Origin of the sequence: Thioclava indica, from assembly GCF_000714545.1 — a bacterium.
Classification (GTDB): domain Bacteria; phylum Pseudomonadota; class Alphaproteobacteria; order Rhodobacterales; family Rhodobacteraceae; genus Thioclava; species Thioclava indica.
In genome coordinates this window covers 260,624-282,919 of the sequence record NZ_AUNB01000001.1, presented here as the reverse complement: position 1 = coordinate 282,919, position 22,296 = coordinate 260,624, and the positions used below count along the sequence as shown (strand labels likewise).

Genomic DNA, 22,296 nt, shown 5'->3' with positions numbered 1-22,296 from the left:
TGACCCCTTCCGTCCCTTTCGGAAGGGGCCTTTTTATGTGCCGTGGGCGAATGGGTAGCGGCGATGGGGTAGCGGGCGGTTTCCGCTCACGCAGCATCGGCACGGCTTGAAGCAAGGGGCCGATCTCGCTAGGTTGCGCGGTGAGGACGACCTCCCCCTTCGGGCATTCATTCCGGGACGACCCGGCAAAGGTATCGAGGTTGCTATGCGCTCCCCGCTTGATCGGCTGCGCCACGCGCTCAGCTTTGAAATTCTCGCGTTATTCCTTGTCATTCCACTTGGCGCGCTGGTCTTCGGCTTTCCCGCCCATGACATCGGGGTCGTCGCGATTGTCAGCGCCTCTATCGCGACGCTTTGGAATATCCTGTATAATTACGGCTTTGACCTTGGGCTGAAGCGCCTAACCGCCAGCACGTTGAAATCCCTGCGGATGCGGGTGATCCACGCGCTGCTGTTCGAATTTGGCTTGCTGCTCGTTCTGATGCCGTTCATGGCCTGGTATCTGGAGGTCTCTCTTTGGCGGGCCTTGGTCATGGACGCGGCTTTCGCGGGGTTCTACCTGATCTACGCGCTTGGCTTTAACTGGGCCTATGACAAGGTTTTCCCGCTGCCGGAGTGGCAGGATGCAGGTCCGCCGCAATGACGTGGACGCGCCCGTAGCCCTACCGCACGCGCGTCTCGCAGATCTCCTTGATCCTTCGCTCCAGCGCGGGCAAGCATTTGTGGAACCGTCGCCAGTCGCGGCGTCTTGTGAGTGACGAGAACGGTTTGCCGCCGGAGGGGAGCTGGCTGGGTCAGGCGTTGATGCGCCATGACATTGATCCCCGCCACCGTGTTCGCCGTGCCAAGGGCCGAGCGCTGCACCTTGGCGACAAATTCGTCAATCGAGAGTGTCTCGGCTGTGGGATCGAAGGTGAAGAACCCTTTGGCAAAAGGCGTCAGCCCTGATGAGCCAAGCCGCCCCTTGGACACGATCATCGTGCGCGCGCCTGCGTCATGCGCCTTGACGGCAGCGAACAGCCCCGCCATGCCGCCCCCGATCACCAGAACACCGGTGGCATAATCGGTATTGGGGATCGTGCCGGGATCGAATTTAACCTTGTTTTGCGGCCCAGCAACGCCTGTGCCAAGCGCTGCGATGCTGGCCCCGCCAAGGGTCAGAAACTGGCGACGCGTGGGCGAGCCGGTCATGAGTGCACGCCTTCTGCGAGGGGGTGCATTGCGGGCTTTGTCGGAACCGCTGACCAGTAAAGACGGGCAAGCAGGCCAACCCCGATGAAGGTCAGGGCGATGAAATAGACGCTCATCGCGGTGTGGATATGACGGCCCAGATCAATCGCGTGCCAAGCGGCGAACACCGTAAAGGCCACCGCCAGACCGCCATGGAAATAGCGCCAGCCCCGGTAGCGATTGGCAAATCGCTTGATCAACCGCATGCGCAAGAACGCGGTCACGCCCAGCACCAGCATCAGCCCCCATGCGATCAGGCCCAGAAGAATACCCAGCGTGTCAAAGCTCGTGATCATCGTCCAGAACGCATCCATCGGCTTCACCCCGCCCTCGAAATAGCGCGGGAAGACGATCAGAAAGGGATGCAGCGCAATCACCGCGACGGCGCTATAGGCGATGTACTTGTGCGCTTTCTGCACCGATGTCGGCTTGAACAGCCCAGCAAGACCGTGTTCGAGCGCGCAAGAAAGAACTGCCCGATCATGACGCCGAAAGACAGGAAGGTCGCGATCGAGATAACCTCTTTCAGCAACGAGCGGCGCGGCGCGTCACCCATTACATAAAACAGTATCGGCAGGCCGACAAACACGGCCAGACCGGAGAAGATGGCGAAAAAACGGGCCTCGAGTCTCATGGTCTTATCCCTACGGCACGATGACGGGAATGGATTTCTCCGGTGCCATCTCGATGGCATCTACGGGGCAATACATCCGGCACAGGTGGCAGATCTGGCAATCGGCGGGATAGGCGATCACCGCTTTGCCCTTTTCCATGCGCAGCACGTCACAGGGGCAGGACTTCACGCATTCTTCGCAGCCAATGCAGCCATTGATGCTTTTGACGGTCATGAGTTTCATCCGCCTGATCGGTCAAAAGATCACTCGGGCGGCCCCGGGCACTAGGGGAAGGGAAGTGTGGGGGAACACCAGCCCAGGGTCGTCCTTGTGACCAATCTGACACCCGAATGTGGAGTGATCGGGTGGCTGTGCGGACAAAATGACACCTGTTGCGAAAATTTCCGGCGTTCGCGCGACAAGAGCTTGTGTGCTGGGGGGGCGTCAGCCGCCTGCTGGATGCGGGTGGCAAAGTCGTCGTCGGCGACAATCAGATCGGTGGGCAGGAGATTGAGAAACGCGCGATCACCGCACCGGATGCTGTGAAGGGGGCCGCGCCGATTGGATGGCTGGGCATCGTTGCGCCGGGCGCGATCCAGAACAGCACCGACGCGTTTTTCCTGCGCTCGCAGTTTCGCTCGTTACTGTATGCGGCGGTGCTGGCGCTGGTGCTGTCGGGCATCGGGGCGGCGCTGTTGGCGCGCGGGTTCCTTGTGCCGATCCGGGCGCTGGAGCGTGGGGCCAAGCGGCTGGCGGGGGGGCGAATATGCCTCGCGTATTCCGCGCCGGGGCAAGGATGAGCTGGGCCAGTTGATTGACCACTACAACGCGCTTGCCGAAAGCCTAGAGGCCGCAGAGCGCGCGCAACGCCAATGGGTCTCTGATACCAGTCACGAGTTGCAAACACCTTTGGCCGTTCTGCGCGCCCATATCGAGGCGTTGCAGGATGGCGTGCGCCGCGCCGATCCGCAAACCCTTGGCGCGATGGAGGATGCGGTGGCGCGCCTGACGCGACTGGTGTCCGACCTGCGCCTGCTCAGCGCGTGGCGCGAAGACAGCCTGATTGCCGATCGTGGCCCCGCTGATCTGGCACGGATCGCGCAAGCCGCCGCCAATAGTGCGAGCGAGGGGTTTGCCGCCGCCGGGCTTGAGCTGGTCACCGAGATCGCCAAGCCGGTCCAGCTGTCCTGCGATGCCGGGCGGATCGGGCAGGTGATCGACAATCTGCTATCCAATGCGCTGCGCTATACCGATCCGCCGGGCAGCGTAAAGATGCGGGTTTGGGCGGGCGACAGCGCAGCCTATCTGACGCTGGACGATACCGCGCCCGCGCCCTCTGACGCGTCGATGTCGCGCCTGTTTGACCGGTTCCATCGCGGCGAGGCGTCGCGCTCGCGCGCCAAGGGCGGCTCGGGGCTGGGGCTGGCGATCTGCAAGGCCATCGTCGAGGCGCATGGCGGGCAGATCACCGCCGCGCCGTCCCGGATGGGCGGGCTGCATATCCGCATGACGCTACCCTATGGAGAGACCGCATGAGCGCGCAAAAACGTATCATGATCATCGAGGATGAACCCGATCTGGCCGAGGTGCTGCGCGATTATCTGGCGCAGGCGGGCATGGCGGTCGACATCTTGTGGGATGGCACCCATGCCGTCGAGCGCGTGCTGGCGGCGCAGCCTGATCTTGTGGTTCTGGACATCATGCTGCCGGGTAAGGACGGTCTGACGATCTGCCGTGAACTCCGCGCAAAAAGCGATGTGCCGATCATCATGGAGACAGCGCGGGTCGAGGAAATCGACCGCCTTCTCGGGCTGGAACTGGGCGCGGATGACTACCTATGCAAACCTTTCAGCCCGCGCGAGTTGGTGGCCCGGATCAAGGCGATCCTGCGCCGCGCCGCGCCCGCGCAAGACGCCGATACGCCCGAAGACGGCCTTGTGATGGATCCCGAAAGCTGGCGCGCGACGCTATCGAGCAAGCCGCTGGATCTGACGAAGCGCGAGTTTCAGATCCTGCACACGCTGCACAAACGTCCGGGGCGGGTGTTCTCGCGCGCGCAGCTTCTGGAGATGGCCTTTCCCGATGATTCCGATGTGTTTGATCGCACCATCGACAGCCATATCAAGAATATCCGCCTCAAGGTGAAAGCGCTTGAACCGGCGGTCGAGTTGATCCGTTCGGTCTATGGCGTCGGCTACGCATACGGGGCGTAAAATTTGACCCGCCAGTCTTGCGGGACAGGCGGGCCGGGGTAAGCTCAGTTGCTCATACCTCAGTTCTTCGGCGGGGGCGGTGCATCCTGCGCCAGAACCAGAGTGGCCGCCGCCGCTGCAAGGCCAAGACCAAGGCCGGAACGCAACAGCAAAACGCGCGCTCCAAAGGCCAGTTTCGCCGGTACGAGTATTATGTGAGGCTCTAGTTTACGTTGGGTTGACATCATCATGCGGTGACATTGCGCATATGGAATGGAGCTTGGGAGGGATGAGGAAATAGGTTTAGGGATCTGATTTCAAAACGTTTTCGTGCCGATCCAAATCAAGATCATCACAATGCCTCCATGGTCATGCCCGTCCGGCTAGGATCGTCGCAAAAATATAAGGTAGCGTGCCTCCCCGCCGCGCGCCGCGCCGCTTTGCATAAATCATCCCCGCGCCACCAAAGACCTTGCCCAATCGCGCGCCCCGCGCCAAGTTGGCCGCGAAACCTATCTGGAAAGTCGCCATGCCCGATTACCTACGCTACGCAAGCATCATGCTGTCCGCCGGGCTTGGCATTCCGGTTCTCGCGGCGCTCAATGCCCAGCTTGGCGCACGTATCGGCTCTCCGGCGGTGGCGGCGGTGGTGCTGTTTTGCGTCGCACTTGGCGGGGCGGTGTCTGTGATGCTGATCACAACCGGCCCATCTCCGATCGCGCGGCTGCCAAGCCAGCCGTGGTATCTGTTCCTCGCCGGGCTGCTGGTGGCGTTTTATGTTCTCTCAATCACCTTCATCGCGCCGCGCTTTGGGGTCGGAAATGCGGTGTTTTTCGTGCTGCTCGGGCAGATGATCTCGGCGGCCCTGATCGACCAGTTCGGGCTGTTTGGTGCCTTGGTGCGCCCGTTCACCCTGACGCGGGGCATGGGCATTAGCGCGATGTGTTTCGGGCTGTGGCTGATTCAGAAGGCTTGAGTTTTGCGCCCCCTCCCGCTAGAGGCGCGGCCATGACACAGCATGATGACCCCTCTGGCGATAGCGCCCACCTTGATCCCAACGCGGCCCCGTGGCGCAATTTTTATGGTCGCCGCAACGGCAAGACGCTGAACAAGGCGCAAAAAGACTATCTGCGCGAGGATCTGGCGGCGCTGACCCCCGGCGCGGTGGGGTGGGACGTGAACCCCGACCGCAACCCGCTTGATATGGTCACGCGGTTTCACGGCAAGCCGGTCTGGCTGGAGGTCGGCTTTGGCGGGGGCGAGCATATCGCGCATATGGCCCAGACCTATCCGGACGTCGAAATCATCGGCTGCGAGCCCTATGTTAACGGCGTCGCGATGCTGCTGGGCAAGCTGCGCCGTGCCAGGATTTCCAATATTGCGGTGCATCCCGGTGATGCGCGCGATTTGATGGATGTGCTGCCCGAGGCCAGTATCGACAAGGCGTTTCTGCTTTATCCCGATCCTTGGCCGAAATCGAAACATCATCGCCGCCGGTTCGTGACGCAGGAACATCTGGAGCCGCTGCACCGCGCGCTTAAACCCGGCGCTGAATTTCGTGTGGCGACCGACATTCCCGATTACGTCCGTCAGGCTGTGCAGGAAATCCCGCAAGCGGGGTTTGAGGCGCAATTTAGCGTGCCCGCCGCGTTTGATTTTGACGATCCCCAGCCCGTTTCGGGCGATTGGGATACGCCTTGGGATGACTGGCTGTCGACGCGCTATGAACAAAAAGCCCTGCGCGAGGGGCGCAAGCCGCATTACCTGACTTACCGGCGGGTTTGAGGGCTTTCGAGCGGCGCGCCTTCGCGCTAACAAGATGCGCAAATTGTGGGAGAGAGCGATGTCCGGCCACGGCGATCCGATCAAGATGACCGCGCGCAAATCCGCGCCCTTGCAAGGCACAGCGCAGGTGCCGGGCGACAAATCCATCAGCCATCGCGCGCTGATCTTTGGCGCGCTTTCTGTGGGCGAGACCAAGATCACCGGCCTGCTGGAAGGCGAGGATGTTCTCGACACGGCCCGCGCGATGCGTGCCTTCGGGGCCGAGGTGACGCAACACGGCCCCGGTGCGTGGTCGGTGCATGGCGTGGGTGTGGGTGGCTTTGCCGAGCCCGAGCAGGTGATCGATTGCGGCAATTCGGGCACTGGCGTGCGCCTGATCATGGGCTGCATGGCAACTTCACCCATCACCGCAACCTTCACCGGCGATGCCAGCCTGCGCAAACGTCCGATGGGGCGCATCACCGATCCGATCGCGTTGTTTGGCGCGCAAAGCTATGGCCGCGCGGGCGGACGACTTCCCATGACCGTTGTGGGCGCACGCGATCCAGTGCCGGTGCGCTACACGCCGCCGATGGCCTCGGCGCAGGTGAAATCAGCTGTGCTGCTGGCGGGGTTGAACGCGCCGGGCCAGACGGTCGTGATCGAGAAAATCCCGACGCGCGATCACACCGAACGCATGCTGCGCGGCTTTGGCGCTGATGTCACGGTCGAGCAAACCGATGAAGGGCAGGTGATCACCCTGCAAGGCCAGCCCGAACTGGTCGCCCAAGAGGTCGCCGTGCCGCGCGACCCCTCATCTGCGGCGTTTCCGGTCTGCGCGGCGCTAATCGTGCCGGGGTCTGATATTCTGGTGCCTGGTGTCAGCCAGAACCCTACGCGCAATGGGCTGTTCATCACACTTAAAGAAATGGGCGCGGATATCGAGTTCCTCAACCCGCGCGAAGAGGGCGGAGAACCGGTGGCTGATCTGCGCGTGCGCTATAGCGCGCTGCACGGCATCGACGTACCCGCCGCGCGTGCCTCAGCCCAGATCGACGAATATCCCGTGCTCTCGGTCGTCGCAGCCTGCGCCACGGGCGTCACGCGGATGCCTGGCGTGCATGAGCTGCGCGTCAAGGAAAGCGACCGGATCGACGCGATGGCGCGCGGGCTTGAGGCCTGCGGCGTGCGCATCGAGGAGGACGAAGACACGCTGATCGTGCACGGTATGGGACCGGGCGGCGTGCCGGGGGGGGCGACCTGTGCCAGCCATCTTGATCACCGCATCGCCATGAGTTTCCTCGTGCTGGGGATGGCGGCGCAGAACCCGGTCTCGGTGGATGACGCTACCCCTATCGCCACCTCTTTCCCGATTTTCGAAGACCTGATGGCGCAGCTTGGGGCAAGCATTACGCGCGACACTCATTAGGACAGGACGCTCCGCGGGGAGTATTTAGGGCTAGATGAAATGGGGCTTTGCTTTCATCTAGCTGAAAATACTCCCGCCGGAGGCTCCGACAGATGCCTCGATAGGAAAGGTTCGATCATGCGTTTCACCGTTGCGATTGATGGGCCTGCTGCGGCTGGCAAAGGTACGATCAGTCGCGCCGTGGCCGAACGGTTTGGCTTTGCGCATCTGGATACGGGCGCGCTTTATCGTGCGGTTGGGGTGAAGGGCGGCGACCCGGTGGAGGCGGCGCGCGCGCTTTGCCCGGCGGATCTGGCGCGCGATGACCTGCGCACCGGAGAGGCGGGGCAGGCGGCCTCGAAAGTCGCGGCGATCCCAGAGGTGCGCGCCGCTTTGGTGCAGTTTCAGCGCGCGTTTGCCCGCCGCGAGGGTGGGGCGGTACTGGACGGGCGCGATATTGGCACCGTGATCTGCCCGGATGCCGAGGTGAAGCTGTTCGTCACCGCCAGTGCCGAAGTGCGCGCGCATCGGCGTTGGTTGGAACTGGGCGGCGATGAGCGCGCGGTGCTGGCTGATGTACGCGAGCGCGATGCGCGCGACATGGGGCGCGCCGATGCGCCGCTGCGCCCTGCCGAGGATGCGCTGGTGCTGGATACCTCGGAAATGAGCATTGACGCAGCGGTCGCGGCGGCCTGCGATCTGATCGAAGCGCGCCTGAGATGATACGCAGCTGATTGGCGTTTGCGCCTCGCGACCCCATATCAAGGCTATGATCCGTTTGATTTGCCTTTGTCTGTTGCTTGCCGGGCCTGCTGTGGCGCAAGCCAGTGCACAGGGTTTGGCGCGCCCGCAAGGTTTGCTGTGGTCTGACACCGCGCTGCCGCGCACGCTCCCTTTGCAGATCAAGACTGCGGAGGGGCGCGATTATTACTTTGTCTTGCGCGATGTGGCGAGCGGGCGCGATGTGATCGGGGCCTATGCACAGGGCGGGGCGTTCTTTCGCCTTCTGGTGCCGCCGGGCCAGTTCGAATTGCAGATCGCAAGCGGGAAGGGGGAGGATTGGCAGGGGCGCGTGGGGCTGTTCGGGGCGCAGACGCAGCGTTTCGCGCTAGATCCGCCGCTGGAATTTGGCGTCACTGGCTATGCGCGCAAGGGCGGGCATCTGGTGGATTTGCGCAATCTGGCGACGATTGCGCAAACCAGCCTTGGAATTTGCCAGCGCCTCGCGCTTGATCCCGAAAGCGTGAGCGTGACGCCCGATGCGCGGATGCCCGGTGTAAGCCCGCGCGATCCTTTGGAGATTCCAGAGTTTCCAGTGCCCCGTTACCGCGAGGTTAGCCGAATTTGTGATTAGCAAACGGCGTATATTAGATGTATCTTCACAAGACAGTGAATCAAACTGCGCGTAAGCACGTTCTCGCTGCATCTGGATTTGTAAGGATATCGGATCGATGATCGCCCGTCTTGCCGCAACCTTGGTCGCCTTCACCCTAACGCTGGGCTTTGCCATTGCCAGCCCCGCGATGCCGCCCGATCTGCGTTTTGATCTGGTTGAGGGTGGGCAGATGAGGCTGGCCGATTACAAGGGCAAGGTCGTTTTGGTGGTGAACACCGCCTCGAAATGCGGGTTTGCGGGGCAATTCACCGAGTTGCAGACCTTGGCCGATCAATATGGCGACAAGGGACTGATCGTGCTGACCGTGCCCTCCAACGATTTCAAGCAGGAACTCACGACGGGCGAAGAGGCCAAGAAATACTGCGCGATGACGTTCGGGGCCGAACTGCCCATGGCGCAGATCACCAAGGTCAAGGGCGCGGGGGCGCACCCGTTCTATGCGTGGTTGCGCACGGAGCGTGGATTTGAGCCGAGTTGGAATTTCAACAAGGTGCTTTTGGGGCGCGATGGCGAGGTGATTGACACCTTTCCCGCCAGCGCCGATCCGCTTTCGGCTTGGATGACCGGGCCGATTGAAGCGGCGCTGTCACAGGCGATGTAGGCGGGCGAAAACCTTGCAAGCTATATTTTATGTTATACTCCATGCGCGTCAGGCATGTCAGAAGACATCCCAATATGTTTATGCGAGATGACTACCATGGAATTTGTTCACCTGCTCTACCGTTCCGTTCCCACGTTCGCCGACTTCGACGACAGTGACCGCGACATCCTGCGCGCGGCGTTGCTCAATAATGCCGCGCAGGGGATCACCGGCTATCTGTGGCGCACGGGCGATCAGTTCGTTCAAGCGCTGCATGGTCCGGCGGATGCGGTGGATGCCTTGTATCAGCGTTTGGGCAAAGATTCGCGCCATGCCGATATGGACCTGTTGTTGCGCGCGCCTGCGCCGTCAGACTCACCCTTTGAAGGCTGGTCGATGGGGTATGATCACTTCATCGATTCCGAGCTGGGGCTGGAGTGCGATCTTGACGGCACGCGCCCGACCTTGAGCCCTGATCGCGTGCAAGGTGTCTGGGCCGGGCTGGTGCGCGCGGCCCATTCCGCGATGCAGTTCGGCTCGATCCAGCCGCTGGCGCGCGCGCCGCGCGAAAGCGAAGGCGATTACCTGGCCCGGATTTCCGCCGCACAATAGCGCGCGCCGGGGCGTTCATGGCCGCGCCCGCTGCGCGCGCAGCCCAAAGAAAGCTTGCCGTAGCGGCGAATCCCACCTATATCGGCGCGGTCTGAAAGGGTCTGGCATCGCCATGGCCCGGAACGGCATATTCAATGAAAGACCGGCGGAGCCAACCGCAAGGCCAGAAAACCGAAGATGAAAAGGAAACTGTATACGCATGTGCGCTAAAGCAACCATGGAAGAATTCGAAGCCCTCTTGAACGAGAGCCTCGAGATCGACACCCCCCAAGAGGGTTCGGTCGTCAAAGGCAAAGTGATCGCCATCGAGGCCGGTCAAGCCATCATCGACGTCGGCTACAAAATGGAAGGCCGCGTTGACCTTAAAGAATTCGCCGATCCCGGCGAAGCGCCCAAAATCGCTGTTGGCGACGAAGTCGAGGTGTTCCTTGACCGCGTTGAAAACGTGCGTGGCGAGGCTGTTATTTCGCGCGAGAAAGCTCGCCGCGAAGAAGCTTGGGATCGTCTTGAAGAAGCCTATGCGAAAGAAGACCGCGTCGAAGGCGCTATCTTTGGTCGCGTCAAAGGCGGCTTCACCGTCGATCTGGGCGGCGCTGTTGCGTTCCTGCCCGGCTCGCAAGTCGATGTGCGCCCCGTGCGCGATGCAGGCCCGCTGATGGGTCTCAAGCAGCCCTTCCAAATCCTGAAAATGGACCGTCGCCGCGGCAATATCGTCGTGTCGCGCCGTGCTATCCTTGAGGAAAGCCGCGCCGAACAGCGCGCCGAGGTCATCGCGAACCTCACCGAGGGTCAGGAAGTCGAAGGCGTCGTCAAGAACATCACCGAATACGGCGCATTCGTCGATCTCGGCGGTGTGGACGGCCTGCTGCACGTCACCGACATGGCATGGCGCCGTGTGAACCACCCCTCCGAGATCCTTGCGATCGGCGAGACGGTCAAGGTTCAGGTCGTCAAGATCAACAAGGAAACCCACCGTATCAGTCTGGGCATGAAACAGCTCCAGTCCGATCCGTGGGATGCTGTTGAGTCCAAGTTCCCGCTTGAGTCGGTTCATACCGGCCGCGTGACCAACATCACCGATTACGGTGCATTTGTTGAGCTGGAACCGGGCGTCGAAGGTCTGGTGCACGTTTCGGAAATGTCGTGGACGAAGAAAAACGTCCATCCCGGCAAGATCGTTTCGACCTCGCAAGAGGTTGAGGTCATGGTGCTGGAAATCGACACTGCCAAGCGCCGCGTCAGCCTCGGTCTTAAACAGACCATGCGCAACCCGTGGGAAGTCTTTGCCGAAACCCATCCGGTGGGCACCGTCATCGAAGGCGAAGTCAAGAACATCACCGAATTCGGTCTGTTCGTTGGTCTCGACAACGACATCGACGGCATGGTTCACCTCTCCGACCTGAGCTGGGACCAGCGCGGCGAAGACGCGATCCAGTCGTTCCGCAAAGGCGACATGGTCAAGGCCGCTGTCACCGAAGTGGACACCGACAAAGAGCGTATCTCGCTTTCGGTCAAAGCGCTGGATGCTGACACGTTCTCTGATGCCGTTGACGGCGTGAAGCGTGGCACGATCATCACCGTCACGGTCACCGCGATCGAAGATGGCGGGATCGAAGTGGAATATAACGGCATGAAGTCGTTTATCCGCCGCTCCGATCTGGCACGCGACCGTGCCGACCAGCGCCCCGAGCGTTTCGGCGTGGGTGACAAGGTCGACGTGCGCGTTACGGCTGTGGATTCCAAAACCCGCAAGCTGGGCGTGTCGATCAAAGCGCGCGAGATCGCAGAAGAGAAAGACGCCGTGGAACAATACGGCTCGTCGGACTCGGGTGCATCGCTGGGCGATATCCTGGGCGCCGCTCTCAAAGGCGACCAGTAAAACGATCTGACAGGCCCGTCCTGTCACGCATGGGCCCCGCCGGTTTGGCGGGGCCTTTTGCGTTCCAAGCGATTCGGGATTCGCGTTTTGCATGCGTGATTTACCCCGACCGGCGCGGCGTTTTCTGCATTTGCAAAAGCGAAAATCCGCTTCTGAGGGGCGTAACAGCCATTAAACGCACCGAAATCTCAAGCCTTTGGTGTTCCGCGCGCTTCACTTTGATCCTATAGTGATCCAAATAGCTTTGACGATCCGGGGGGTTAACCCGGCGCAACCCGTGGGGGGAATGACGATGATCCGATCTGAGTTGATCGCGAAGATTTCTGAGGATAACCCGCATCTGTTTCAGCGGGATGTCGAGAAGATCGTGAATACGATTTTCGACGAGATCACCGAGGCGCTGGCCGCTGGTGATCGGGTCGAGCTGCGCGGCTTTGGCGCGTTTTCGGTCAAACAGCGCGATGCCCGCGTCGGGCGCAACCCGCGCACGGGCGAGGCTGTTGAGGTGGACGAAAAACACGTTCCCTTCTTCAAGACCGGCAAGCTGCTGCGCGACCGGTTGAACGGACAAGAGGACTAATTCACGATGATGCGTGCGCTTCGGCTGCTGTTTCTGGGCCTTTTGGCCATTGTCTTGATCGCTCTGGCGCTCGCCAATCGTGACATCGTCACCTTGCGGCTGCTGCCCGCCGAGGCAGGCTCGTTCCTTGGCTATAGCTGGAGCGTGCAGATGCCGCTGTTCCTCGTGATTTTCGCGGGGGTGCTGATCGGCCTGCTGATCGGCTTTGTCTGGGAGTGGATTCGCGAGGCACGCCTGCGCCGCACCGCCAGCCGCGCTACCCGCAAGGCCAACAAGCTTGAAGCCGAGGTCAAAACGCTGCGCCACGAAAAAGACGGCCCCAAGGACGACGTTCTGGCGCTGCTTGAAACGCCTGCGCGCTAAGCCATGACCACGGTTGCCATTGATCGCGGCGCACCCGGCGCGGTGCGCGTAAAAATCTGCGGCTTGCGCACGGCAGAGGATGTCAGCGCGGCGGTGGCGGCGGGCGCACGTTATCTGGGCTTTGTGTTTTTCGCGAAATCACCGCGCCATCTTGAGATTGCGCAGGCGCGCGACTTGGCAATAGAGGTCGCGCCCGGCGTGGCCAAGGTCGCCCTCGTGGTGAATGCCACAGATGCCGAGCTGGACGCGATCTGCGCCGCTGCGCCCCTTGATATGTTGCAGCTTCATGGCAGCGAAACACCGGCGCGCGTGGCCGAAATTCGCGCGCGTTACGGCCTGCCGGTGATGAAAGCCGTGGGCGTGGCCGAGGCAGGCGATCTGCCCAAGATTGCCGAGTATGAGGCCGTGGCCGATCAGATTTTGCTTGATGCCAAAGCCCCGAAAGGCACGGCGCTGCCTGGCGGCAATGGTCTGGCCTTTGACTGGCAGCTGATCGCGGATCGCCAATGGGCCAAGCCGTGGATGCTCGCGGGGGGGCTGACGCCTGACAATGTGGCAGAGGCGATCCGCCTGACTGGCGCGCGTCAGGTGGATGTATCGTCTGGCGTGGAAAGCGCGCCGGGGGTCAAAGATGGCGACCGGATTCATGCCTTTCTGGCTGCGGCGCGCTGAACAGGCGGGCGGCCCGCAATCGGGGCCGCCACATGTCTTGTCACAAGGCTACTTTCCCGGCAGCGGCGGCATTGTGAACAGTTTGAACCGCGTCGCCTGATGGCGGTTGAAATTGTTGTCGGTCGCCGTCAGCAACGTCTGCTTGCCATCAATCACCGGGCCAAAGGCAAGATCCTCAAGGTTGTCCACCTTCACATCGGGGGTGTCGGGCGTCAGCGCAAACCACAGCGTCTTTTTCGCCGGTGTGATCTTGGACAGGTCCGCCTTGTCCTGCCCGTTGATATTCGTGGCCCCACTCAGATCGACGATGTAAAAGCGGATATTATTGCCCACCCCCGCCGAATAATTGCGCTCGACCAGCACCAACCGGCCATCGGGCAGGGTGGCAAGCGCCGAGATGCCGTTATCGGCGCTGCCGCCCTCTTTCGCGGGCTTGGCAGGGATTGTGTCGGTCATGTAGATATATTGCGCGGTGGGTTTGCCGGTCGCGGTGTCGATCTCCATGATCCGCGCGGGGCTGTGATCGGTGAATGTCGCCATCGGCCCGTCCTGGATCAACGCATTCTCGGTGGAAACATACAGCGTCTTGCCATCCGCGCTTAGATCAAGCCCTTCGAAAGACAGGTTGTCGCGCGTACCATGGGACTTGGCCGCATCGGGCTGATAGGCGGGCGGCAGCGGCAGCATTTTCGCGTCCGACCCGTCAAGTTTGGCCTCATAAATCGCAGGCACACCTTTTGCGTTGCGTTCCGAGGACCAGAACATCCGGTCATGCGCGGGATCGACTGCGATTCCCTCGCCATCGGCCTCTGACCGTCCGAAAGCTCCGCCTCCGGGCTTTTGCAGCACCGTCTCGCTGGCAATATCGAGCCCCGCAAAGCGGCCCTTCGCAACATCAAGCTTGAGCGTGTAGAACCGGGGCGGGCCGAAGTCCCCCTTGTCATCCGAGATCGTATAAAAGCTGTTAGTCTGCCCGTCATAGGACAGATCGGACAACCCGCCCAAGCCGACACCATTGATCGACAGTCCGGTGGGCAGCACGAATTCGCCCAACAGGTCGGGTTTGGGCAACGGGGCCGGGGCGCTTTGGGCAAAAGCGGTAAGCGGGGCGATCGCGAGGGCGGCGCTGAACAGGAGGTGTCGCATTATATGTTCCGAGGCTGAGAATATCCGTGCGCGTCTTAATCATGCGCGCCAAACAGTCTCGTGTCAGGTTTGCTCATGTCCAGAGCGGGGGGCAAACATTCGCGTGAGCGCGCGCAGGTGAAATCGAGGGCGGCGCGCGCGCGACGGGCGCTTTATCTTGGGGCGTTTTGGCGCTACATCCCTGTGCAAGACATCTGTGCGAGGTAAGCCATGGCCGACGATCTGATCAATTCCTTCATGAATGTGCCTGACGATAACGGGCGCTTTGGCATTTTCGGCGGGCGCTTTGTGTCCGAGACGCTGATGCCGCTGATCCTTGCGCTTGAGGCACAGTATGAACATGCCAAGACCGACCCGACCTTTTGGGCCGAGATGGACGATCTGTGGAAGCATTACGTGGGCCGCCCCAGCCCGCTCTATTTCGCGCCCCGTCTGACCGAGGAACTGGGCGGCGCGAAGATTTATCTCAAGCGTGACGAGCTGAACCACACCGGCGCGCATAAGATCAACAACGTGCTGGGCCAGATCCTGCTGGCGCGCCGCATGGGCAAGACGCGCATCATCGCGGAAACGGGCGCGGGCCAGCATGGCGTGGCGACGGCGACCGTGTGCGCGAAATTCGGTCTGAAATGCGTCGTTTACATGGGCGCGACCGATGTCGAGCGTCAGGCCCCCAACGTCTTCCGTATGCGCCTGTTGGGTGCCGAGGTGGTGCCGGTCAAGTCGGGCCGTGGCACGTTGAAAGACGCGATGAATGATGCGCTGCGCGACTGGGTGACCAATGTGCGCGATACGTTTTACTGCATCGGCACGGTCGCTGGCCCGCACCCTTACCCGGCGATGGTGCGCGATTTCCAGTCGATCATCGGCAAGGAAGTGCGCTGGCAGCTAGAGGAACAAGAGGGCGAGGGCCGTTTGCCTGATACGCTGATTGCCGCGATCGGCGGGGGATCGAACGCGATGGGGCTGTTCCATCCGTTCTTGGATGATCCCTCGGTCAATATCATCGGCGTCGAGGCGGGCGGTCACGGCGTGGATGAGAAAATGGAGCATTGCGCCAGCCTCACCGGCGGGCGTCCCGGCGTGCTGCATGGCAACCGCACCTATCTGCTGCAAGATGACGATGGCCAGATCCTAGAGGGCCATTCGATCTCGGCCGGACTGGACTATCCCGGTATCGGGCCGGAACATTCCTGGTTGCATGACATGGGACGCGCGCAATACGTCAATATCACCGACAAAGAGGCGCTGGAGGCGTTCCAGGTCTCGTGTCGTCTTGAGGGCATCATCCCCGCGCTGGAACCCAGCCACGCGCTTGCCCATGTGATGAAGATCGCGCCCGATCTGCCGCGCGAGCATATCATCGTGATGAATATGTGCGGGCGTGGCGATAAGGATATTTTCGCCGTGGCCAAGCATCTGGGCTTCGATATGGAGGCCTAAGCGCGCCGCAATATCGCGATATCGGCCTTGACCTTGGACTTATGAGCGCTTCTTTAGAGTTGAACCAACGAACCTTCGAACCGAGTGAGGATAAAATGGCTTTTGAACTTCCCGATCTTCCCTATGCCTATGATGCGCTGGCCGGTCTTGGCATGTCGAAAGAGACGCTCGAATATCACCACGATCTGCACCACAAGGCGTATGTCGACAATGGCAACAAGGCCGTTGCTGGCACCGAGTGGGAAGGCAAATCGGTTGAAGAGGTCGTCAAGGGCACCTATCAGGCCGGCGCTGTGGCGCAGAACGGCATCTTCAACAACGCCTCGCAGCATTGGAACCACACCCAGTTTTGGGAAATGATGGGTCCGGGCGGCGACAAAATGCCGGGCGAGCTCGAAAAGGCCTTGGTCGACACGTTCGGCTCGGTCGACAAATTCAAAGAGGCGTTTGCCGCCGCCGGTGCGGGTCAGTTCGGCTCGGGCTGGGCCTGGCTGGTGAAAGAGGCCGATGGTGGTCTCAAGGTCACCAAAACCGAGAACGGCGTGAACCCGCTTTGCTTCGGTCAGACCGCGCTACTGGGCTGCGATGTGTGGGAGCACTCCTACTACATCGACTTCCGCAACAAACGTCCGGCTTACCTCAGCAACTTCCTCGACAAGCTTGTGAACTGGGAAAACGTGGCCTCGCGCATGTAATCGCGCTGCCAGTTTCTAAGATAGGGCGTCCCGTGCGGGGCGCCCTTTTTCGTTTGGTGTGGGCAAGTTTTACAGGAACCACGCAGCCTTGCCGGGTGTTTCTTCCTCAGACAGTCACAAAAGATCGGAGGATAGGATGGCACAACGCACAGGCTCCAAAGATGGCAAGCGTGAAACCGAAGAGATATTGGGCCAGCGCCCCGAGGATATCGACACGCCCTCAGGGCAGGGCAGCGCAGGGGGCAATCTGCAACGCAAGATCGGCACGCGCGACGAGAAGAAGAAGCTAGATGAGACCTCGGCGGGCAAGACGCGCCCCTTGGGTGGCGATCAGCGCGAGAGCGGCAGCAAGGAGAAGATGTGATGACCAAGCTGACCAAAGAAACTTGGGTCGTGATCGCAGATGGCGAAAAGGCGCTGTTTCTGGAAAACATGATGGATGCGCAGGACCCCAATCTGGTCGTGCGCCGGATTGACGAGCAGGACAACCCGCCCGACAGCGACCAAGGCACCGATAAGCCGGGGCGGATGGCCGATGGCGGACCGGGGCAGCGCTCGGCCTTTGATGAGACGGATTGGCATCAACTGGCCAAGATGCGGTTCGCCGACGATCTGGCCGATACGCTGTTCAAGATGGTGCATCAGGGGCGCATCAAACGGCTGGTGATCGCCGCCGCGCCGCGAATCCTGGGTGAGATCCGCCAAAGCCTGCACAAAGAGGTGGAGGCGGTGCTGGTCGGCGAGATCGACAAGACGCTGACAAACCACCCCATCGACGAGATCGAAAAGATCGTCATGGATGAGCTGAGCGACGCCTGAGCGCCGCGCCAGTATGAGACGCGCCAGTATAAAGAGGGGGCCGAGCATCGCTGCGGCCCCTTTTTTGTGGCCCCCTTTTCTTTCCCGCCGTGATGCGTCAGCTTGCGCGCAATTATAAGGGATGCGCGATGAGCGAGGCTGTCAAAGGGTTTTGGGCGATGGTGGCGACCTGCGTCATCTGGGGACTGTCGGGGCTGTATTACAAGATGCTCGACGGCGTGCCGCCGATTGAGGTTCTGGCCCATCGCACGCTTTGGTCGCTGATTTTTTTCGGGCTGATCCTGGGGTTTCGGGGGCGGCTGTACGAGGTCGTGCGGGTTTTACGCGCGGGGCGCGGGCGCAGCGCGGCCATCGTGGCGCTGGCGGCGATTATGATTTCGGCCAACTGGTTCACCTTTATCTGGTCGGTGCAAACAGGCCATGCGGTGCAGGCGAGCTTGGGCTATTACATCTTCCCGTTGGTCGCCGTGGTGATGGGCCTGATTGTTTACCGCGAGGGGCTTGGCCGGTTGCAATGGGCGGCGGTGGCGCTGGCGGGCACGGCGGTACTGGTGTTGACGCTGGGGCTTGGCGTGGCGCCCTGGATCTCGCTGATTTTGGCTTTCACCTTTGGTACTTACGGGCTGATCAAGAAGGGGCTCAAGGCGGGGCCGATGGTCTCGGTTTGCGCCGAGGTGCTGCTGCTTTCACCCGTCGCGCTGGGCGTTCTGGCGGGCTATCATTACGGCTGGTGGGGCAGTGCGCCGGGGGCGGGCGCGTTTGGTAAGGATTGGCAAACATCGGCGTTGCTGGCGTTCTCGGGTCCGCTGACCGGCACGCCGCTATTGCTGTTCGCCTATGCCGCGCAGCGGGTGCGCATGGCGACGGTGGGGCTGGTGCAATATCTTAACCCGACGCTGCAATTCGGTGTTGCGACGCTGGCCTTTGGCGAGCAGGTCACGATCTGGCACGCGATTGCGCTGGGGCTGATCTGGTGCGCGCTGGCGCTGTATTCGACCGCCAGCCTGCGCCCGCGTCGTGTCACTTCCGTCCCGCCCGAGGCCGTCTAGGCGAGGGCGGCAACGAGCGAGGTTTCCAGCTCGGCGACGCTGTCCACCGCTACGACCATGTCGGCCAGCGAGGCATCGGCAAAGCCCTCGGCGATGATATGGGCGATCATGTTGAGAAGCGGCGTCCAATAGCCCTCGATATTAAGCACGAAAATCGGCTTTTCATGCAGTCCGATTTGACGCCATGTGAGCACCTCGAACAGCTCGTCCAGACTGCCTGCGCCACCGGGCAGCACAACGACCGCATCGGCATTCATGAACATCACTTTCTTGCGCTCGTGCATCGTTTCGGTGACCACAAAGGTCGAGAGGTCACGCTTGCCGACCTCATGGGGGAAAAGATGCTCGGGGATCACGCCGAATGTGCGCCCGCCAGCCGCTTGTGCGGTGCGCGCGACCTCGCCCATCAAGCCGACATCTCCTGCGCCGTAAACCAGTTGCCAGCCGCGCGCGGCCAGCATCTTTCCCGTGGCGCGCGCGCTCTCGGTATAGGAGGCGCGCACGCCCGGACGCGAGCCACAATAGACGCAAATAGATCTGGAAATGCTCATGGCGCGGCTCCGGTGCTGAAAAGGCTGTTCTTGCAGGTTTGATAGCGAGGTTGTTAAGGTCGCTCAAGGTGTGGCCTCGCAAGAAGGCGTGCGCGAGGCGAAAGGGGTTTTGATGGCACAGGGTGACGCGCAAGGCGATAAGGCAAAAGCTGCGCAATGGTCGGGCGCGCTGCTGGGCGGCGGTGTGGCTTTGGGGCTGATCGTGCTGGCGCTGATTGGCTGGGCGGTCTGGGGGCCACCGGTCGCGCCTGAGACCGGCAATGATGGCACCGCGCCCATGGCGCAAAAGGCGGCTGTCCCTGCTGTGGCGGCAGAAGACGCAGCGGCGCCTGCTGACGCGCCTGTCTCTGCAATGCCAAAGACCGTGCCGAGCGCTTTAGAGACAGAGACGTCGGATTCATCGCAAGCCGTTCCACCATCAAACGCCTCAACCGCAACCGTGAAATTTGATGCGCTGCGCGCCACACCCGATGGCTCGGTTACGTTGGCGGGTCGCGTTGAGCCTGACGCAAAGGTTGAAATTCTGGTGGACGGCCAGATGGTTGCGCGTGAGACAGCCGATGGTGCGGGCAATTTTGCCTCGCTGTTTGATTTGCCCCCAAGCAACGGCGCGCGTGCGCTGTCGCTGCGTGTGACCGGCGCGGATGGTGTGGCGCGTGACAGTGCGGAAAGCCTTGTGCTGCGTCCCGCGCAAACCGAAATCGCCACGGCGCAAGAGGGCACGGAGCCAAGCGCGACGCCAGCGGCGGGCGACATGGCGCAGGCCGCTCCTGCACCGATTGTGACCGATGCTGCGGGCGCGCGACTGCTGGCGCCTGCCAGCGACACGCTGGTGATCGACACCATCGCGTTCGGGCAGGGGCGCAGTGCCAGTGCCGAGGGGCGCGGCGCACCTGAGGGCACCAAACTTGGCGCGTATCTCGACGGTGAATTGGTGGCGCAAACGCAGGCTGGTCGCGACGGGCGCTGGTCGCTGGATTTGCCCGGGCTCAGCGCGGGACCGCATAAGCTGCGCATCGACGCGACGGGTTCGGCAGGTAAGGTGGTCGCGCGCGCCGAGACCGATTTTGATCAGCCCGATCAAATTGTTGTGGCCACCGAGGGCGCATCGGCACAGGCGACATCGGATGCGGTGGATGCTTCCGGTGGAGAGGGCAACGCGGTCAACGTCGTGCAGATCGTGCAGGGCAACACACTTTGGGCGATTGCGCGCGAAGTTTATGGCGATGGCGTGCTGTATGTGCGCGTGTTTGACGCCAATCGCGACCAGATCCGCAACCCCGACCTAATCTATCCCGGGCAGGTCTTTACCATTCCTTCACCGCAATAGCAGCCGCTGCGACACAATCGGGGCTGGAACCTCGGGGCGCGCACCGTTAGTTTGCGCGCCTGTTCCGGGGTGCCGGGGGCCAGCCCTCTCCGGAGTATTTAAGGCTAGATGAAAGAAAGGGCACGCGATGCCTCCGTCCCAGATCACCTCAACCGGAAAAATGTCGCGCGACGAGCGGGCGCGCGGTTGGCGCACGATCCGCGCTGTGCTGCCGTTTTTGTGGGCGCACGAGGCCCCTTGGGTGAAGCGCCGCGTGGTGCTGGCGATGATGGCGTTGATCGCGGCCAAGATTATTTCGGTTTCGACGCCGTTTGTCTATCGCGCGGCGGTCAACAACTTGTCTGGCGATGGCGTCGACCCGGCTTGGGCGCTGGGTGTGGGCGCGGTGGGGATCACCGTGGCTTATGGTGTGGCGCGCTTGATGACAGTGGCGTTTGGCGAGCTGCGCGATGCGATTTTCGTGCGCGTGGCGCAGCGGGCGTTGCGCCATCTGGCGTTGCAGACCTTCACCCATATTCACCGTCTTTCGATGCGCTATCACATCACGCGCAAGACCGGCGGTCTAAGCCGTGTGATCGAGCGCGGGGTGAAGGGCGTCGAATTTCTGCTGCGCTTCATGCTGTTCTCGGTCGGGCCGCTGATCCTGGAACTCACGATGGTGACGATCATCTTCGCGGTGGTGTTTGACTGGCGTTACGCATTGGTCGTGATCCTGACCGTCGCGGCCTATGTCAAGTTCACCTTCAAGGTCACCGAGTGGCGTGTGGCGATCCGGCGCGCGATGAACAAGGCCGATACGGATGCCAACCAGAAGGCGATCGACAGTCTGCTGAATTTCGAGACGGTGAAGTATTTCGGGGCCGAGAAGCGCGAGGCCGAGCGCTATGACGACTCGATGCGCGGTTATGAGCAGATGGCCGTCAAAACCGGCCAGTCGCTGGCGACGCTGAATGCGGGGCAATCGCTGATCATCACGATCGGCTTGGTGACGGTGATGGTGATGGCCGCGATGGAGGTGCAAGCAGGCACTTTGACGGTGGGTGATTTCGTCATGGTGCAGGCCTATATGATCCAGATCACCATGCCGCTGGGCTTTCTCGGCACCGTCTATCGCGAGATCCGGCAGGCGTTGGTCGATATGGGCGAAATGTTTGATTTGTTACATCAACCCTCGGAAATTGAGGATAAACCGGGCGCGAATGTTCTAAATGTGCAAGGCGGGGAAGTCGTGCTGGAGAATGTCGAGTTCCATTACGACCCGACGCGCCCGATCCTGAAGGGGATTTCGCTCAGCGTGCCTGCGGGGAAAACTGTGGCGCTGGTCGGGCCGTCTGGCTCGGGGAAATCGACCATCGGGCGGCTGCTGTTTCGCTTTTATGATGTCACAGGCGGGGCGATCAAAATCGACGGGCAAGACCTGCGCGATGTGACGCAGGACAGTTTGCACAACGCGATTGGCGTGGTGCCCCAAGACACGGTCCTGTTCAACGACACGATCCGCTACAACATCGCCTATGGGCGCGCCAATGCCAGCGAAGCCGAGATCGTGGAAGCTGCCAAAGCCGCCAAGATTCATGATTTCATCATGGATCTGCCCGATGGCTATGACACCTCTGTTGGTGAGCGCGGGCTCAAGCTGTCGGGGGGGGAAAAGCAACGTGTGGGCATCGCGCGCACGATCCTGAAAAACCCGCCGATCCTGTTGCTGGACGAGGCGACCTCGGCGCTGGATACCCAGACCGAGCGCGACATTCAGGACAGTCTCAAGGCGATGGGGCAGGGGCGCACGGTGATTACGATTGCGCATCGCTTGTCCACGATTGCCGATAGCGACGAAATCGTGGTGCTGGAGAAAGGCGAGATCGTCGAGCGCGGTCATCACGAGGAACTGCTGGCGCGCCACGGGCGTTACGCCGCGATGTGGGCGCGCCAATCAGCCGAGGAAGAAGAGGCGCAAGAAGGGGCGGCGTAAC

At 61.6% G+C, this 22,296-nt stretch carries 28 protein-coding genes; 22 read left to right on the top strand and 6 right to left on the bottom strand.

Features of this window, described 5'->3' with window-relative positions:
- The first annotated feature begins 205 nt into the window (after nucleotides 1-205).
- Nucleotides 206-643 carry a PACE efflux transporter gene (locus tag DT23_RS01395; RefSeq protein ID WP_038127391.1) on the top strand — a complete coding sequence of 146 codons (438 nt, stop codon included), beginning with the start codon at nucleotides 206-208 and terminating at the stop codon, nucleotides 641-643.
- Here the strand turns inward: DT23_RS01395 and DT23_RS01390 are convergent.
- From DT23_RS01390 to DT23_RS01375, 4 genes are read right to left on the bottom strand one after another with little or no spacing between them, the layout of a single operon-like run.
- A complete protein-coding gene (locus tag DT23_RS01390) occupies nucleotides 589-1,191 on the bottom strand; it encodes an FAD-binding protein (RefSeq protein ID WP_038127390.1) in 603 nt (200 codons plus the stop codon). The two genes, DT23_RS01395 and DT23_RS01390, sit on opposite strands and share 55 nt — an antisense overlap.
- Nucleotides 1,188-1,649, bottom strand: a complete 462-nt coding sequence (locus DT23_RS01385) for a ferric reductase-like transmembrane domain-containing protein (protein WP_162177162.1) — start codon at nucleotides 1,647-1,649, stop codon at nucleotides 1,188-1,190. The genes DT23_RS01390 and DT23_RS01385 overlap by 4 nt, the downstream gene beginning before the upstream one ends.
- Nucleotides 1,604-1,864, bottom strand: coding sequence for a hypothetical protein (locus DT23_RS19270; RefSeq protein WP_038127387.1), 261 nt, complete (start codon nucleotides 1,862-1,864; stop codon nucleotides 1,604-1,606). Before DT23_RS19270 ends, DT23_RS01385 begins: the two co-directional genes overlap by 46 nt.
- A gap of 10 nt (nucleotides 1,865-1,874) precedes the next feature.
- Nucleotides 1,875-2,078 carry a 4Fe-4S dicluster domain-containing protein gene (locus DT23_RS01375; protein ID WP_038127385.1) on the bottom strand — a complete coding sequence of 68 codons (204 nt, stop codon included), beginning with the start codon at nucleotides 2,076-2,078 and terminating at the stop codon, nucleotides 1,875-1,877.
- Between the two features lie 158 nt (nucleotides 2,079-2,236).
- Between DT23_RS01375 and DT23_RS19670 the strand changes: the two genes are divergently transcribed.
- From DT23_RS19670 to DT23_RS01310, 14 genes are all read left to right on the top strand, one after another.
- Entirely contained in the window at nucleotides 2,237-2,644 is a 408-nt protein-coding gene (locus tag DT23_RS19670) for a HAMP domain-containing protein (RefSeq protein WP_051696961.1), read from the top strand.
- A complete protein-coding gene (locus tag DT23_RS01370; protein WP_162177161.1) occupies nucleotides 2,580-3,380 on the top strand; it encodes an ATP-binding protein in 801 nt (266 codons plus the stop codon). The genes DT23_RS19670 and DT23_RS01370 overlap by 65 nt, the downstream gene beginning before the upstream one ends.
- Nucleotides 3,377-4,057 carry a response regulator gene (locus DT23_RS01365; protein WP_038127383.1) on the top strand — a complete coding sequence of 227 codons (681 nt, stop codon included), beginning with the start codon at nucleotides 3,377-3,379 and terminating at the stop codon, nucleotides 4,055-4,057. Before DT23_RS01370 ends, DT23_RS01365 begins: the two co-directional genes overlap by 4 nt.
- Before the next feature lie 508 nt (nucleotides 4,058-4,565).
- Entirely contained in the window at nucleotides 4,566-5,012 is a 447-nt protein-coding gene (locus DT23_RS01360; RefSeq protein ID WP_038127380.1) for a DMT family transporter, read from the top strand.
- Between the two features lie 32 nt (nucleotides 5,013-5,044).
- Nucleotides 5,045-5,821: a tRNA (guanine(46)-N(7))-methyltransferase TrmB gene (trmB, locus tag DT23_RS01355; RefSeq protein ID WP_038127379.1), complete on the top strand. Its 777-nt coding sequence runs from the start codon at nucleotides 5,045-5,047 to the stop codon at nucleotides 5,819-5,821.
- Between the two features lie 58 nt (nucleotides 5,822-5,879).
- On the top strand, nucleotides 5,880-7,229 hold the full coding sequence (aroA, locus tag DT23_RS01350) for a 3-phosphoshikimate 1-carboxyvinyltransferase (protein WP_038127376.1): 1,350 nt from the start codon (nucleotides 5,880-5,882) through the stop codon (nucleotides 7,227-7,229).
- 117 nt (nucleotides 7,230-7,346) lie between these two features.
- A complete protein-coding gene (locus DT23_RS01345) occupies nucleotides 7,347-7,931 on the top strand; it encodes a (d)CMP kinase (protein ID WP_038127375.1) in 585 nt (194 codons plus the stop codon).
- Between the two features lie 46 nt (nucleotides 7,932-7,977).
- Entirely contained in the window at nucleotides 7,978-8,562 is a 585-nt protein-coding gene (locus DT23_RS01340) for a hypothetical protein (RefSeq protein ID WP_051696959.1), read from the top strand.
- 97 nt (nucleotides 8,563-8,659) lie between these two features.
- Nucleotides 8,660-9,205 carry a glutathione peroxidase gene (locus DT23_RS01335; protein WP_038127373.1) on the top strand — a complete coding sequence of 182 codons (546 nt, stop codon included), beginning with the start codon at nucleotides 8,660-8,662 and terminating at the stop codon, nucleotides 9,203-9,205.
- 96 nt (nucleotides 9,206-9,301) lie between these two features.
- A complete protein-coding gene (locus tag DT23_RS18335; RefSeq protein WP_051696958.1) occupies nucleotides 9,302-9,796 on the top strand; it encodes a BLUF domain-containing protein in 495 nt (164 codons plus the stop codon).
- A gap of 199 nt (nucleotides 9,797-9,995) precedes the next feature.
- Nucleotides 9,996-11,675 carry a 30S ribosomal protein S1 gene (rpsA, locus tag DT23_RS01325; RefSeq protein ID WP_038127370.1) on the top strand — a complete coding sequence of 560 codons (1,680 nt, stop codon included), beginning with the start codon at nucleotides 9,996-9,998 and terminating at the stop codon, nucleotides 11,673-11,675.
- A 277-nt stretch (nucleotides 11,676-11,952) separates the two neighbouring features.
- Entirely contained in the window at nucleotides 11,953-12,255 is a 303-nt protein-coding gene (gene ihfB / locus DT23_RS01320) for an integration host factor subunit beta (RefSeq protein WP_276202205.1), read from the top strand.
- 6 nt (nucleotides 12,256-12,261) lie between these two features.
- Nucleotides 12,262-12,618, top strand: coding sequence for a lipopolysaccharide assembly protein LapA domain-containing protein (locus tag DT23_RS01315; RefSeq protein ID WP_338064209.1), 357 nt, complete (start codon nucleotides 12,262-12,264; stop codon nucleotides 12,616-12,618).
- A gap of 3 nt (nucleotides 12,619-12,621) precedes the next feature.
- On the top strand, nucleotides 12,622-13,290 hold the full coding sequence (locus DT23_RS01310; protein WP_051696957.1) for a phosphoribosylanthranilate isomerase: 669 nt from the start codon (nucleotides 12,622-12,624) through the stop codon (nucleotides 13,288-13,290).
- 48 nt (nucleotides 13,291-13,338) lie between these two features.
- Here the strand turns inward: DT23_RS01310 and DT23_RS01305 are convergent, their stop codons facing one another.
- The gene (locus tag DT23_RS01305) at nucleotides 13,339-14,436 is read right to left on the bottom strand and encodes an esterase-like activity of phytase family protein (protein WP_038127367.1); all 1,098 of its coding nucleotides are present in this window, start codon (nucleotides 14,434-14,436) and stop codon (nucleotides 13,339-13,341) included.
- Between the two features lie 210 nt (nucleotides 14,437-14,646).
- Between DT23_RS01305 and trpB the strand changes: the two genes are divergently transcribed.
- From trpB to rarD, 5 genes are all read left to right on the top strand, one after another.
- On the top strand, nucleotides 14,647-15,879 hold the full coding sequence (gene trpB / locus DT23_RS01300; protein WP_038127365.1) for a tryptophan synthase subunit beta: 1,233 nt from the start codon (nucleotides 14,647-14,649) through the stop codon (nucleotides 15,877-15,879).
- A gap of 95 nt (nucleotides 15,880-15,974) precedes the next feature.
- Nucleotides 15,975-16,574, top strand: coding sequence for a superoxide dismutase (locus DT23_RS01295; RefSeq protein WP_038127363.1), 600 nt, complete (start codon nucleotides 15,975-15,977; stop codon nucleotides 16,572-16,574).
- Between the two features lie 136 nt (nucleotides 16,575-16,710).
- Nucleotides 16,711-16,938 carry a hypothetical protein gene (locus tag DT23_RS01290; protein ID WP_038127359.1) on the top strand — a complete coding sequence of 76 codons (228 nt, stop codon included), beginning with the start codon at nucleotides 16,711-16,713 and terminating at the stop codon, nucleotides 16,936-16,938.
- On the top strand, nucleotides 16,938-17,393 hold the full coding sequence (locus DT23_RS01285) for a host attachment family protein (RefSeq protein WP_038127357.1): 456 nt from the start codon (nucleotides 16,938-16,940) through the stop codon (nucleotides 17,391-17,393). The genes DT23_RS01290 and DT23_RS01285 overlap by 1 nt, the downstream gene beginning before the upstream one ends.
- A gap of 128 nt (nucleotides 17,394-17,521) precedes the next feature.
- On the top strand, nucleotides 17,522-18,442 hold the full coding sequence (rarD, locus tag DT23_RS01280) for an EamA family transporter RarD (protein WP_038127718.1): 921 nt from the start codon (nucleotides 17,522-17,524) through the stop codon (nucleotides 18,440-18,442).
- Here the strand turns inward: rarD and DT23_RS01275 are convergent.
- The gene (locus tag DT23_RS01275; protein ID WP_038127354.1) at nucleotides 18,439-18,993 is read right to left on the bottom strand and encodes an LOG family protein; all 555 of its coding nucleotides are present in this window, start codon (nucleotides 18,991-18,993) and stop codon (nucleotides 18,439-18,441) included. The two genes, rarD and DT23_RS01275, sit on opposite strands and share 4 nt — an antisense overlap.
- 112 nt (nucleotides 18,994-19,105) lie before the next feature.
- Between DT23_RS01275 and DT23_RS18330 the strand changes: the two genes are divergently transcribed.
- Nucleotides 19,106-20,323, top strand: a complete 1,218-nt coding sequence (locus DT23_RS18330) for a LysM peptidoglycan-binding domain-containing protein (protein WP_156023813.1) — start codon at nucleotides 19,106-19,108, stop codon at nucleotides 20,321-20,323.
- A gap of 127 nt (nucleotides 20,324-20,450) precedes the next feature.
- On the top strand, nucleotides 20,451-22,295 hold the full coding sequence (locus DT23_RS01265) for an ABCB family ABC transporter ATP-binding protein/permease (protein WP_038127353.1): 1,845 nt from the start codon (nucleotides 20,451-20,453) through the stop codon (nucleotides 22,293-22,295).
- Nucleotide 22,296 lies beyond the last annotated feature (1 nt).